This window comes from Thermoanaerobacter uzonensis DSM 18761 (genome assembly GCF_900129115.1).
GTDB classification, from domain to species: domain Bacteria; phylum Bacillota; class Thermoanaerobacteria; order Thermoanaerobacterales; family Thermoanaerobacteraceae; genus Thermoanaerobacter; species Thermoanaerobacter uzonensis.
In genome coordinates this window covers 1-13,492 of the sequence record NZ_FQUR01000021.1, presented here as the reverse complement: position 1 = coordinate 13,492, position 13,492 = coordinate 1, and the positions used below count along the sequence as shown (strand labels likewise).

At 35.7% G+C, this 13,492-nt stretch carries 15 protein-coding genes and 1 rRNA gene; 13 read left to right on the top strand and 3 right to left on the bottom strand.

Annotated features, from left to right (window positions below; genetic code table 11):
- Positions 1-3: 3 nt before the first annotated feature.
- From BUB32_RS11150 to BUB32_RS11135, 4 genes are all read left to right on the top strand, one after another.
- Positions 4-678 (top strand): M48 family metallopeptidase, encoded by a 675-nt coding sequence (locus BUB32_RS11150; RefSeq protein ID WP_072969446.1) that lies wholly within the window; start codon positions 4-6, stop codon positions 676-678.
- Positions 679-722: 44 nt separating this feature from the next.
- On the top strand, positions 723-1,280 hold the full coding sequence (locus tag BUB32_RS11145; protein ID WP_072969445.1) for a GNAT family N-acetyltransferase: 558 nt from the start codon (positions 723-725) through the stop codon (positions 1,278-1,280).
- Between the two features lie 265 nt (positions 1,281-1,545).
- Positions 1,546-1,980, top strand: coding sequence for a signal peptidase II (gene lspA / locus BUB32_RS11140; RefSeq protein ID WP_072969444.1), 435 nt, complete (start codon positions 1,546-1,548; stop codon positions 1,978-1,980).
- 4 nt (positions 1,981-1,984) lie between these two features.
- Entirely contained in the window at positions 1,985-2,902 is a 918-nt protein-coding gene (locus tag BUB32_RS11135) for an RluA family pseudouridine synthase (protein ID WP_072969457.1), read from the top strand.
- Positions 2,903-3,198: 296 nt separating this feature from the next.
- On the opposite strand, the gene BUB32_RS11130 is transcribed toward BUB32_RS11135, so the two are convergent.
- Positions 3,199-4,194: an AIR synthase family protein gene (locus BUB32_RS11130; protein WP_072969443.1), complete on the bottom strand. Its 996-nt coding sequence runs from the start codon at positions 4,192-4,194 to the stop codon at positions 3,199-3,201.
- A gap of 221 nt (positions 4,195-4,415) precedes the next feature.
- On the opposite strand from BUB32_RS11130, the gene pyrR reads away from it, so the two are divergent.
- The 7 genes from pyrR to pyrE all read left to right on the top strand — a co-directional run bounded on the left by pyrR (position 4,416) and on the right by pyrE (position 10,583).
- Positions 4,416-4,952, top strand: a complete 537-nt coding sequence (pyrR, locus tag BUB32_RS11125; protein ID WP_003868400.1) for a bifunctional pyr operon transcriptional regulator/uracil phosphoribosyltransferase PyrR — start codon at positions 4,416-4,418, stop codon at positions 4,950-4,952.
- Positions 4,953-5,157: 205 nt separating this feature from the next.
- Positions 5,158-6,072: an aspartate carbamoyltransferase catalytic subunit gene (locus BUB32_RS11120; RefSeq protein ID WP_072969442.1), complete on the top strand. Its 915-nt coding sequence runs from the start codon at positions 5,158-5,160 to the stop codon at positions 6,070-6,072.
- Position 6,073: 1 nt separating this feature from the next.
- On the top strand, positions 6,074-7,369 hold the full coding sequence (locus BUB32_RS11115; RefSeq protein WP_072969441.1) for a dihydroorotase: 1,296 nt from the start codon (positions 6,074-6,076) through the stop codon (positions 7,367-7,369).
- 59 nt (positions 7,370-7,428) lie between these two features.
- Positions 7,429-8,352 carry an orotidine-5'-phosphate decarboxylase gene (gene pyrF, locus BUB32_RS11110; RefSeq protein ID WP_072969440.1) on the top strand — a complete coding sequence of 308 codons (924 nt, stop codon included), beginning with the start codon at positions 7,429-7,431 and terminating at the stop codon, positions 8,350-8,352.
- 8 nt (positions 8,353-8,360) lie between these two features.
- Positions 8,361-9,092, top strand: a complete 732-nt coding sequence (locus BUB32_RS11105; protein ID WP_072969439.1) for a dihydroorotate dehydrogenase electron transfer subunit — start codon at positions 8,361-8,363, stop codon at positions 9,090-9,092.
- A complete protein-coding gene (locus BUB32_RS11100; RefSeq protein ID WP_072969438.1) occupies positions 9,089-9,997 on the top strand; it encodes a dihydroorotate dehydrogenase in 909 nt (302 codons plus the stop codon). Before BUB32_RS11105 ends, BUB32_RS11100 begins: the two co-directional genes overlap by 4 nt.
- Positions 9,998-10,010: 13 nt before the next feature.
- The gene (pyrE, locus tag BUB32_RS11095; RefSeq protein WP_072969437.1) at positions 10,011-10,583 is read left to right on the top strand and encodes an orotate phosphoribosyltransferase; all 573 of its coding nucleotides are present in this window, start codon (positions 10,011-10,013) and stop codon (positions 10,581-10,583) included.
- Here pyrE and BUB32_RS11090 read toward each other — a convergent pair.
- Both BUB32_RS11090 and BUB32_RS11085 read right to left on the bottom strand, forming a co-directional pair.
- Positions 10,580-10,813 (bottom strand): peptidoglycan-binding domain-containing protein, encoded by a 234-nt coding sequence (locus BUB32_RS11090; protein WP_003868407.1) that lies wholly within the window; start codon positions 10,811-10,813, stop codon positions 10,580-10,582. The genes pyrE and BUB32_RS11090 overlap by 4 nt on opposite strands.
- Positions 10,814-10,880: 67 nt before the next feature.
- Entirely contained in the window at positions 10,881-12,056 is a 1,176-nt protein-coding gene (locus BUB32_RS11085; RefSeq protein ID WP_072969436.1) for a class I SAM-dependent rRNA methyltransferase, read from the bottom strand.
- Between the two features lie 110 nt (positions 12,057-12,166).
- Here BUB32_RS11085 and BUB32_RS11080 point away from each other — a divergent pair, with 110 nt between their 5' ends.
- Positions 12,167-12,874 (top strand): tRNA 2-thiocytidine biosynthesis TtcA family protein, encoded by a 708-nt coding sequence (locus BUB32_RS11080; protein ID WP_072969435.1) that lies wholly within the window; start codon positions 12,167-12,169, stop codon positions 12,872-12,874.
- A gap of 277 nt (positions 12,875-13,151) precedes the next feature.
- Positions 13,152-13,492, top strand: a 16S ribosomal RNA gene (locus BUB32_RS11075); the annotation flags it as partial.

The window sequence follows — 13,492 nt, the reverse complement described above, 5'->3', positions numbered from 1 at the left end:
ATTATGTTAGACATAAAGATTGAGAAAATAATACGTTCAAAAAGAAAGACAATAGCATTGCAGATTACAGATAATGCTACTCTTATAGTGAAAGCACCTTTTGGTATAGATGAAAAGACGATTTTTGATGTGATACAAAAGCATTCAAGGTGGATTGAGGAGAAAAAGAAGGAGATAGAGGCAAGGGATCCTAAAGTTTTAAAAAAAGAATTTGTTAATGGGGAAGGTTTTCTATATCTTGGCAAGTATTATAAGCTTTATATAGTAGATAATCAGGAGGTTCCTCTTAAACTTGAAGATGGTTTTTATTTATCAAGGAATTTTTTAGATAAAGCAAAAGAAGTCTTTATTGATTGGTATAAAAAAGAAGCATTTAATATAATATCTGAAAGAGTCAAGTGGTATGCACAAAAGAGTAATTTAAAATACAATAAGATAAATATTACGTCTGCACAAAAAAGGTGGGGATCCTGTTCTTCAAATGGAAACTTAAACTTTTCATGGAGACTTATAATGGCTCCTATTTCTGTAATAGACTATGTTGTTGTGCATGAGCTTGCACACCTTAAAGAAAGAAATCATGGAAAGAATTTCTGGATAAAAGTAAAGATGTTAATGCCGGATTATAAAAAGCAGGAAGACTGGCTCAAGAAAAATGGTTATTTACTGAATTTGTAAGTGAAAATTAATTGTATATATTTTAAAGGAAGGAAGCGAAAAATATGGAAAAGTTTTATCAACCCATTCTTGAGACTCCAAGGCTTATATTAAAGAAAATAAGTTTAGAAGATGCGGAAGACATGTTTGAATACGCAAGGGATCCAGAAGTTACAAAATATGTATCATGGGAATATCATAAAAGTATTGAGGATTCTGTAAAGTTTATTAATCTTTTGTTGTCAAAATATGCAAATAGTGAGCCTTCAGACTGGGGATTATATTTAAAAGAAAATGGTAAATTAATTGGAACATGTGGATATGTATTTATTGATGAAAAGAATATGACAGGAGAAATAGGGTATGTGCTTGGTAAAAAATACTGGAATAAAGGATTTATGACAGAGGTAGTTAAAAAAATAATAGAGTTTGGCTTTGAAAAGTTGAATCTTAATAGAATACAGGCAAGGTGCAAGGTGGAAAATATATCTTCTGAGAGAGTAATGCAAAAAGTTGGTATGAAGTTTGAGGGGATATTGAGAGAAACAGTTTTTATAAAAGGGAGATTTTGGGATATGAAGATGTATTCTATTTTGAAGAGAGAGTATGAATTAAATAATTAGATTATAGACTAGAAAATTAATTAGTTTTTTTAGCCATCTAAGGCAATAAGCGCCTTATATTGGATGGCTTGTTTTGCATAAAATTTAGATTCTTTGTGTTTAAAGGAAATATTTAATTTTAATTATTCATTACAGACATAGATTAATATTTTGCAGAAGGTTTAATTATAAATTAAGCTATAGTTTAATTTGTAATTTTCCTGTATAATATATTCGTACAGCAATATGGTTACAAAAACAAATGAATACATAGGAGGAATTGACGTTGGAGATAATTATTGTAGCGTTTGTAGTTTTGCTTGACCAAGTGACAAAATATCTCGCAGTGAAATATCTTATGCCTATAGGGAGTTATCCTGTTATAAAGAATTTTTTTCATCTTACTTATGTGGAGAATAAAGGTGCGGCATTTGGGATGCTTCAGAATAAGACTCTTTTTTTTATAATAATAACAGTAATTGTAGGAGCTGTGTTGATTTATTCTATGATTAAATTGCCGGAAAATAGTGTGTATAATTATACACTTGCTATGATTTTAGGTGGTGCTATTGGAAATCTTATTGACAGAGTTAGATTGGGATATGTTGTAGACTTTATTGATTTTAAATTTTTCCCTGCGGTTTTTAATGTTGCAGATTCTTTTATAGTTATAGGAGCTATTATATTAGGATATCTTATGATTTTTAAGGAGAAGGCGTGATGTGATGAACATAGTTGACAAGATAGTTTTGCAAGGAGAAAAAGAGGATGAGGGAAAGAGAATAGACGTTTTTCTTGCGGCAGAGTTAGATTACACAAGGTCTTATATTAAAAAATTGATTGTGGATGGGCTTGTTTTTGTAAATGGTAAAACGGTAAAGCCCAGTTATAAGGTAAAAGAGAATGATGAGGTTGTTGTAAATATCCCAGAAGTAGAGAAAATTGATGTACTGCCAGAAAATATACCTTTGGATATTCTTTATGAAGACGACGATATAATTGTGATAAATAAGCCGCAGGGAATGGTAGTGCATCCGGCACCGGGTAATTACAGTGGTACACTTGTTAATGCACTTCTTTACCACTGCAAAAATTTATCGGGAATTAACGGCATTTTAAGGCCGGGTATAGTTCACAGGCTTGATAAGGATACCTCTGGTGTGATGGTTATTGCTAAAAATGATAAGGCCCACATAAGCCTTTCTAATCAAATAAAAGAGAGAAGTGTTTTTAAAAAATATGTTGCTATTGTAGAGGGAGTTATAAAAGATGAAGAGGGGAAAATTGAAGCACCTATTGGAAGGCACCCTGTTGACAGAAAAAAGATGGCTGTAATAGAGGATGGAAGATATGCTCTTACATTGTACAAAGTTTTGGAGCGTTTTAAAGAAAATACGTTGATAGAGGCGGTTATAAAGACAGGTAGGACTCATCAGATAAGAGTGCACATGGCTTATATTGGTCATCCTGTTGTAGGGGACCCAATATATGGTTTTAAAAAGCAAAAGTTTAAGTTGGAAGGGCAGGCATTACATTCACGTGTTTTAGGATTTATGCATCCTACAAAAGGAGTGTATATGGAGTTTGAAGCTCCACTTCCTGAGTATTTTAAAAAATTGATAGAGATTTTGAGAAATAAATAAAGATAGGATTGAATGGGAATCCTATCTCAGTTTGTTGACAAAGTAAAAAATTTTTTAAATAGGATATTTTGCATCGTCACTCCGGTGTTCCAAAGCGACAAAACTAAACTCGACCCTCGGGTTCCGGCAGGGTACCGTGCACATTCGACATCCTTGTCTTAGTGCCCGCCTCCGCCATCCTTGGCTTCGGCCCTGCCTCCACCCTCGGTCTCATTAAGTTTTGTTATCGCTTTGTCACAAGTCGCACCGATTGCAAAATATCCTATTTTCGAAAGTTTGTCTAATCTGAGATAGGATTAAGTGGGAATCCTATCTTTATTTACAAGGTATATCTCATCTCTTTCAGGAGGAGTTATCTCTTTTTTCCCATGGGCTGTTACCAAGTATTTTCCTTCTTTTGTTATTTTACCTACAATTGTAGCTGATATGCCAGTTTTATTTAAAGCATCGATTATTTTACTGCTGTCACTGGCAGTAATTATCATTGAACCGCTGGATATGAGCTTTAAAGGGTTTATGCCAAAAAAACGGCAAATTTCTTTTGTTTCATGGCGTATTGGCAATTTTTCCTCATATATTTCAATGCCAAGGCCAGAGGCTTCTGCAATTTCATAAGCTGCTCCCAATATTCCCCCTTCTGTTATATCGTGCATTGCACTTGCACCATTTTGTGCTGCAGTAAGTCCTTCTTCTATGACATTTATTTCGTTTATAAAACTTTGTGCTTTTAAGATAAAATCTTTATCGTAGTGCTTTAGCAGCAAATCTTCATAGTCAGTTGCTAAAATTGCTGTGCCTTCAAGGCCTAAAGCTTTTGTAACTATGACATCATCGCCTATTTTTGCGCCTTTTGTGGTTATGTATTCTCCTTTTTTAGCTATGCCAATTGCTGTTGTGCTTATAATAGGCTTGTTTACTGTAGAGGTTATTTCTGTGTGGCCTCCTAAAACTTCAATGCCTAATTTTTTTGCTGCTCTATCTATTTCTTTCATGATGCCATGTAAAGTAGCTTCTTCAGTACCTTCAGGAAGCAGTATAGTTGATAATATTCCAATTGGCTTTGCGCCACAAGAAGCCAAGTCATTACAGGATATTATGACAGATAAAAAGCCGCTTAATTTGTCTGCTGCTGTTATGGGGTCTGTTGAAAGGACCGCCACGTATTCGCCGAAATCGATTATGCTACTGTCTTCTCCTAATTGGGAGTGGACTAAAACTTCTTTTCTTTTAACGCCCAGATAAGGGAAAACACTTCTTTTTAGTATTTCTACAGGTACTTTTCCTACTTCCATTTTGTCACATCCTTCTTTTAATATTGGTGTCAATACTAACATCTTAGCACAATTTTTATTTTTTTTAAATATTCCCTATAGACAAGTTGAAAAGAATGTGATAATATATAGAAAACGAAGTCCTTTAAGCAGTCCTGTGAGGCTGGCAAGGTTGGCATAATTATATGTAGCATAAAAAGCTTCTTGCCAGTGCAAGAAGCTTTTTTGTGGAGGTTGTGAAGTTGAAGATAAAAGCAGAGATAATGGATGAAAAAGCCATAGACAGAGCCTTGATAAGAATAGCCCATGAGATTGTGGAAAGGAATAAAGGCATTGAAGATGTGGTTTTGGTAGGCATTAAGACAAGAGGAGTGCCTTTAGCAGAAAGAATAGCGAAGTATATATCGCGAATTGAAGGAAAAAAGCCTCCAGTAGGGTCATTGGATATCACCCTATACCGTGATGACCTCACAACAGACCTTGAACAGCCTTTAGTGAAGAAAAAAGATATAGGTGTAGATGTAGTAGGTAAAATAGTGGTGTTAGTGGATGACGTGATATACACAGGAAGGACTATAAGGGCTGCTATGGATGCAATTATCGATTTAGGGAGGCCTAAGGCAATACAGCTGGCAGAATTAATAGACAGAGGGCACAGGGAATTGCCTATAAAGCCAGATTATGTGGGTAAAAATGTTCCAACATCAAAAAATGAAATAGTAAATGTGATGTTGGAGGAAGTAGACAAAGTCAACAGAGTGGTAATAACTGAAAAGTAGCACCTTTAATTTAGCCCAGTGAGGCTAAAAAGGGAGAATGATAGATATTCTCCCGGAGCATTAAACTCTAAAAAGGGAGGATTTTTTATGCCAAAATTTGAAACCCTAATTTTAACAAAAGAGAATATTTTATACAAAAAGAGTAGTACCATTTCACATTATTGTGATGTGGTTACTACTCTTTTTTTAAAAGGAGGAAGGTAATGTGGATAGAAAAGACCTATTAGGCATTAAGGATTTATCGAAAGAAGAAATACTGGAAGTTTTAGATACTGCAAAGGAGATGAAAAAAATTCTAAATGGAGAAAAATATTCACAGATACTAAAAGGAAAGACAGTTGTGACGATTTTTTTCGAACCTAGCACGAGGACAAGACTATCTTTTGAGATGGCAGCAAAGTATTTAGGAGCCCATTACGGCAATATAGAAGTGGCAACCAGCAGTGTGGCTAAAGGGGAGTCTTTAATAGACACCATAAGGACTGTTGAGATGATGAAGGCGGATGTGATAATAACAAGGCACAACATGAGTGGAGCGCCGCATCTTATGGCAAAATACACAAATGCCTCTATCATAAACGCAGGAGATGGTATAAACGAACATCCCACCCAAGCCTTGTTGGACATGATGACAATCAGAGAAAAGAAAAAAAGCTTTGAAGGATTAAAAGTGGCGATAATAGGAGACATTATGCACAGCAGAGTTGCACGGTCAAATATATGGGGTCTTAAAAAGATGGGGGCGGAAGTGAGAGTTGCAGGCCCTTCCACCTTGATGCCACCCCAAATAGAAAAAATGGGAGTTAAAGCTAACTACAATGTGGAAGAAGCTATAAAGGATGTGGATGTAGTGATGGGACTAAGAATTCAATTGGAAAGGCAAAAAAGTGGACTATTCCCATCAATTGACGAATACAGAGAATATTTTGGGATAAATAAAGAGAGAATGAAACTTGCAAAACCTGATGTGATATTGATGCATCCAGGGCCTATAAACAGAAATGTTGAAGTTACTTCAGAAGCAGCAAATGCTGAGTATTCTGTCATAGAAGAACAGGTGACAAACGGAGTCGCTGTCAGGATGGCACTTTTAAAAATACTTTGTGAAAGGAGAAATTAAAATGAGGATGATTATAAAAAACGGTACTGTAATAGATGGGTTTGGAAGTGAAGTTAAAGCGGATATATTAATAGACTATGGAATAATAAAGGCGATAGATAAAAATATAGAAATTTCGGATGCAGTAGTAATTGATGCGACAGGTAAATATGTACTCCCAGGTTTTGTAGATATGCACACACATTTAAGGCAGCCGGGATTTGAAGAGAAAGAGACTATTAAAACAGGTACAGAGGCTGCAGCAGCTGGAGGTTATACTACTGTTGCCTGCATGCCAAATACAAATCCTCCTATAGACAATGAAATAGTAGTAGAATATGTAAAAAGCATTGCACAAAGAGAAGGAGTTGTAAAAGTACTACCTATAGGAGCTATGACAAAGGGAATGAAAGGTGAAGAGATAACCGAGATGGCCAAACTTAAAAAAGCAGGGACTGTTGCCTTATCTGATGACGGTTTTCCAATAATGAGCGCAGGGCTTATGAAGAGGATAATGACATACGGAAAAATGTATGACTTACTCATGATAACTCACTGTGAAGACAAAACATTAAGTGGAGAAGGTGTAATGAATAGCGGAGTAATTTCCACAATGATTGGACTTAAGGGAATACCTCATGAAGCAGAAGAAGTCATGCTTGCAAGAAATATCATACTTGCAAAGTCAACTGGTGTAAGGCTTCACATCGCACATATCTCAACAAAGGGAAGTGTCGAACTTATAAAAGAAGCGAAAGAAAAGGGAGTGAAAATAACTGCTGAAGTGACTCCTCACAATCTTACCTTGACAGATGAAGCAGTCTACAATTACGATACAAACACAAAAGCTTATCCACCCTTAAGGACAAGAGAGGATATAGAAGCATTAATAGAAGGATTGAAAGATGGCACAATAGATGCAATCGCGACAGACCATGCCCCTCACACTAAGGATGACAAAAAAGTGCCTTACGACATGGCTGCTTTTGGAATATCAGGCTTAGAAACAGCCTTTTCCGTGATAAATACTTTCCTTGTACAAAAAGGGAAAATAAACATGAAAGATTTGGTCAAATACATGAGCATAAATCCTGCAAATATATTGGGTATATCCAGTGGAATAAAGGTAGGGGCGACAGCGGATATTGTGATTGTAGACCCTTATGAAGAGTATGTAGTTGACAAAGATAAATTTAAATCAAAAGGAAAAAACACACCTTTCCATGGTATGAAGCTTAAAGGAGTTGTGGAATACACAATAGTTGAAGGTCAAATAAAATATGCAAGGGATAGAAAAATTGAAAAAATTGAGGTATAATTAATAAAGGAATATTTATGCGATAAAATGAATAAATTTTCAATAAGAGGATGGTGTAGATGTTTATTGATAAATTAATTGAGAGTATAAAAGCTAAGAAAAGCCCTGTTGTAGTGGGGCTTGACCCCAGAATTGAAAAAACTCCACAATTTATAAAAGACGTTGCTTTTAAGAGAAAAGGAGAAAATATTGAAGGCATATCTGAAGCTTTATACCTTTTTAATAAAGGTATAATAGATGCAGTCTACGATGTTGTGCCTGCGGTCAAAATCCAAGTTGCTTTTTATGAAGTTTATGGGATAGAAGGATTTAAAGCTTTTTTCAAAACTGCTGAATACGCCAAAAGTTTAGGGCTTATGGTAATAGCGGATGTTAAAAGAGGAGATATACAAGAGGTTGCAAAAATGTATTCAAAAGCATATATGCAAAACCAGTTGTTTGATGCGATTACTGTAAATCCTTACATGGGTGAAGATACTATAATCCCTTACGTAGAAGATGCGATTAAATACGATAAGGGTATATTTGCACTTGTCAAGACTTCAAATAAAGGTTCTAAAGATATACAGGATATAAAAACTGCAACAGGAGAATACGTATATCAACGAGTTGCTAAAATAATAAATAGAATTTCAAAGTCAGCAGTTGGGAAATATGGCTATAGTTCTATAGGTGCAGTAGTAGGTGCAACTTATCCAGAGGAGGCAAAAGTGCTAAGAAAGGAAATGCCAAATTGTTTCTTTCTAGTGCCAGGCTATGGGGCACAAGGGGGGACTGTTGAAGATATAATGGATTGTTTTGATGAGAATGGACTTGGCGCGATAATAAATTCTTCCCGGAGCGTTATCTATGCATATCAAAGTCCTTACTGGAAAGATGTATATTCTGAATATGAGTATGCACAAGCGGCGAGAGCAGAAGTAATTCTTATGACAGGTATGATTAACAATGGGCTTGTTAAAAGAAAATACATCGCTTGTTGAGGTGAAAGATGAATACCAAGATATTGTCTAATGAAAAGATAGCCAGTGGCATTTATAAATTGGTATATGAGTGGAAGGGGGGAATACCTTCTCCAGGCCAATTTGTAATGGTAGACTGCAAAGGCAAGACTTTTCTAAAAAGGCCTATAAGCGTATGCTCTGTTGATGACAAATCAATGACAATTGTATATCAGGTTAAAGGGGAAGGTACTAAAAATTTATCCGAAATGAAAAAAGGAGATACAATTGAAGTAACAGGTCCTCACGGACATGGTTTTGAACTATATGAGGACAAAAATGTGTTAATAGTAGGAGGGGGAATAGGCATTCCTCCCCTTCTATACCTTGCTAAAAAAATCAAAGCAAAAAATTTGTATATTGCGTTGGGATTTAAAAGTGAAATTTTTCTTGTGGAGGAGTTTAAAAATTTAGGAGAAGTTATTGTCACGACAGAGGACGGAAGTTTTGGGAAAAAAGGAATGGTGACACAAGGAATTGAAGATATAATTGATAAGATTGACATAATATATGGCTGTGGACCAAAACCTATGCTAAAAGCTCTTAAAGAGATTTCTTTGAAAAATAACATTCCTTGTCAAATATCGGTAGAAGAAAGGATGGCTTGTGGCATAGGAGCTTGTCTTGTATGCGCTTGCAAAGTGAAAAAAGATAGTGGTTTTGAGTACAAAAGAGTGTGCAAAGATGGTCCAGTCTTTTGGGCAGAGGAGGTGGAGTTTTGAATTTGCAAGTTGAAGTTGGGGGACTTAAGTTAAAAAATCCGATGATGACAGCTTCAGGTACTTTTGGGTTTGGAAGAGAGTACGGAGAATATATTGATTTAAATAAATTAGGAGCGATAGTTGTAAAAGGACTTACAATAAAACCTAAAGAAGGTAATCCACCTCCACGAGTTTATGAAACTCCTTGTGGAATGCTAAACAGTGTAGGACTTCAAAATCCGGGTGTAGATGCTTTCATTGAGAAAGAGCTGCCTTTTTTAAGAGATTATGATGTTGCTGTAATAGTGAATATTGCAGGAGAAACCATTGAGGAATTTGCTTATATGGCAAAGAAGCTTGATATAGATGGTGTTGATGGAATTGAAATAAATGTCTCCTGCCCAAATGTAAAAAAAGGTGGTATGGCTTTTGGAATAAATCCTGAGGATATATTTAATATAACAAAAGAAGTAAAAAAAGTTACACAAAAAACTGTTATTGTAAAATTAACACCAAATGTGACGGATATTGGGGTTTGTGCTAAAGCAGCAGAAGATGGAGGAGCAGATGCTGTATCTTTAATTAATACAATTGCAGGGATGGCTATAGATATTGATACAAGAACCCCCATTTTTAAGAACGTGATTGCGGGTTTGTCTGGACCTGCTATAAAGCCTATTGCCCTTAGAATGGTGTATGAGGCAGCGAGAGCCGTGAAAATTCCTGTTATAGGTATGGGCGGCATAAGTTCATTTAAAGATGCATTAGAATTTATGATTGCGGGGGCGAAGGCAGTGGCAATTGGCACTTGTAATTTTGTAAATCCCAATTGCACAATTGAAGTTATTGAGGGAATAAAACAATACATGGTTTTAAACAATATAGAAGACATAAATGAGATTATAGGTTCTTTAAAGGTTGATTAAAGGGGATGAGAAAATGGAAAAAGAAGAAGTCTTAGAGATTTTTAGCAAGTTAGGAGTAATTAACAAAGGACATTTTTTATTAACATCAGGAAAACATAGCAATACCTATCTGCAGTGTGCGAAAATATTTCAATATCCTAAATACAGCGAAATTTTTAGTAAAGAATTGGCATTAAAATTTAAAGGCCACGAAATAGATGTTGTAATAGGGCCTGCAATTGGAGGAATTATATTGGCCTATGAAGTTGCTCGTCAGGTTGGAGCAAAAGCTTTTTTTGCAGAAAGAGAAGAAGGAATGATGAAGCTAAGAAGAGGATTTGAAATCAAAGAAGGAGAAAATGTGCTTGTAGTAGAAGATGTAGTGACTACAGGAGGCTCCGTAAAAGAAGTTATAAATTTAGTTAATTTTTTAAAAGGCAATGTTATAGGAGTTGGAAGTATAGTTGATAGAAGTGACGGGAAGGTAAATTTTGAAGTTCCTTTTAAGTCTGTGGTAAGCTTGTATGTTGAGACATATGAAAAAGAGGAATGTCCCCTTTGCAAAGAAGGCATTCCTCTTGTAAAGCCGGGAAGCAGGAAATTTTAAGGTATGAGCATATTTATAACTCTCATTGTCTCAGGTCCTACAATTCCGTCAACTTTAAGGCCATTGTCCCTTTGAAATCTCATAACAGCGTTTTTGGTTCTTGGTCCAAAAATGCCGTCTATTGGACCAGGGTCATAGCCTAAACTTTGAAGAATCATTTGAAGCTGAAGGACATCGTATCCGACGGTACCCTCATATAGAAGCCTGGAGCCCAGCTGTTGCCTCTCCATTTTTTTCACCTCATTTATACACTTTCCCTATTACACAATATGATAAAAATAGGGAAAGTGTTCTTTTTTATAAGACTTGTAGAATTAAGCACTTTAAGTATTGAGTTTCTTCAGAAGCTAATAATATTGGATGGTCTTTTGATTGAGTACGTTGTTCTACAAGTCTTACATTTCTTTTAGCATCATTGGCTGCCTCTTTAATGACACCTAAAAACATATCTGGTTTTATGTGCTGTGAACAAGAGCAGGTGATGAGAAAGCCTCCTTCTCTTAGAATTTTTAATGCTCTTAAATTTATTTCCTTGTATCCCCTTAATGCGTCTTTTACAGTTTCTTTGCTTTTTGTAAAGGCAGGGGGATCTAGTATTACAGTATCAAACTTTCTACCTTCTTTGTCATATCTTCTTAATAGGTCAAAGGCGTTGTCACATACGAAATTACATCTTTCTTGATAACCATTGAGTTCTACATTCTTTTTTGCGATTTCAATGGCTTCCTCAGAGATGTCGACTGTCTCAACTCTTTTTGCACCATAGTGAAGGGCATGTACTGTAAATGAGCCTGTATGGCTGAAACAGTCTAGAACTTCTGCATCTTTAACGTAATTTTGAATTGCTTTTCTGTTTTCTTTTTGATCTAAAAAATACCCAGTCTTTTGGCCATTTTCGATGTCTACCCAAAATTTTATTCCATTTTCTTCAAATTGTTGCATTGTGTCAAACTTGCCGTACAAATATCCTTTTTGCTGTGGAAGCCCTTCTAGTTCTCTTACATTTACATCATTTCTTTCATAAATGCCTTTGGGATTTAATATCTCAACAAGGAGCTTTACTATTGTATTTTTATATTTATCTATACCTAATGCAAGAGTTTGCAAAACAAGATAGTCACCAAATTTGTCCACGATTAAAGCGGGTAAAAAATCTGCTTCTGCAAATACAACTCTGCAGGAGCTCAAATTGTCCATAACTTTTTTTCTGTATTCCCATGCTCTTTTAATTCTTCTTCGAAAAAACTCTTCATCTATTTCTTCATTAATATCTCTGGTCAATAATCTGACAGTTATCATGGATTTTAGATTTATGTATCCTTTTCCTATGAATTCTTTTTTGTGATTTAAAACATTTACAATTCCACCTGGAGTGTAATCTCCTTCAATTCTATCTATTTCAGTTTTGTATATCCAAGGGTGACCATTTAAAATCCTTTTAATATTTGTGTTTCTTAATATAACGTCTGCCATAACATCTCTCCTCATAACTTCTAATAACTTTTTTATATCATAATTAGCCAAAATATTCAATTGTATTGACATATTCCTGTGAATAGTATTAATATTGAGAGGGTGATAGTATGCAAAAAATACTTGGAAGAATAAGAAGAGCAGTTCAAGATTTTAATATGATACAAGAGGGAGATATAATAGCTGTTGGTGTTTCAGGAGGAAAGGACAGTATAACCCTTTTATATGGATTACATCTCCTTAAAAATTTTTATCCGGTGAAATTTGATGTAATGGGATTGATGCTGACGTTAGGTTATGATAATTTTGACCCAACGCCTGTAGAAAATTTTTGCCGAGAAAAAGGGATACCTTTTTATATTAAAGAAACAGATATAAAAAAGATAATATTTGATTACAGGAAAGAAGAAAATCCATGTTCCTTGTGTGCAAATTTAAGGAGAGGAGCCTTAAATAATTTTGCTAAAGAAAAAGGATGCAATAAAGTGGCTTTAGCACATCATTATGATGACTTGATAGATACTTTTATCATGAATTTGTTTTACAATGGAAGGCTTCATACCTTTGAGCCAGTTTCTTTTTTAGACAGGTCAAAAATTACTGTAATAAGACCTATGATATATGTTAAGGAAAAAGACATAAGAAGTGAGGTGAAAAAGAATAATTTGCCTGTTGTAAAGAACCCTTGCCCTGTTGAAGGACATACGACAAGACATTATATAAGGAATTTGATAATAGATTTAAAGAAAGAAATACCTGAGATAGACAAAAGAATTTTTACAGCGATAAAAAAAGACGTTTTTCACTTTGAAGGATAACTGTAAAGAAGAATAAAAGTCAGCAAAAAAGAGTATAAAGAAAAAAACATGAACATTTCCCGTTATTTTTCGACATAATGGAGTTTTATAGGGATTGAACAATTCTTTTAAAAATGATATATTAATAAACGTCGCTGCTGAGGCGGCAAGACAGCAAAAGAGGGTATTGACAAAGGGATATAGATTTGGTAATATAGAGGAGCTGCGGTGAAGCAGCGGAGGGACCTTGAAAAATGGACAGTGAGGCGAAAAAAGGTGTAGAGAAGAGCAAGGAAATGAACCTGAGAGTTTGATCCTGGCTCAGGACGAACGCTGGCGGCGTGCCTAACACATGCAAGTCGAGCGGTTCGGCACTTAGCGCAAGTTAAGTGTCGGATAGCGGCGGACGGGTGAGTAACGCGTGGGCAACCTACCCTTAAGACCGGGATAACACCTCGAAAGGGGTGCTAATACTGGATAAGGTCATAAGGTGGCATCACCATATGAAGAAAGGGGGAACCCGCTTAAGGATGGGCCCGCGTCCCATCAGCTAGTTGGTGAGGTAACGGCTCACCAAGGCGACGACGGGTAGCCGGCCTGAGAGGGTGGTCGGCCACACTGGGACTGAGACACGGCCCA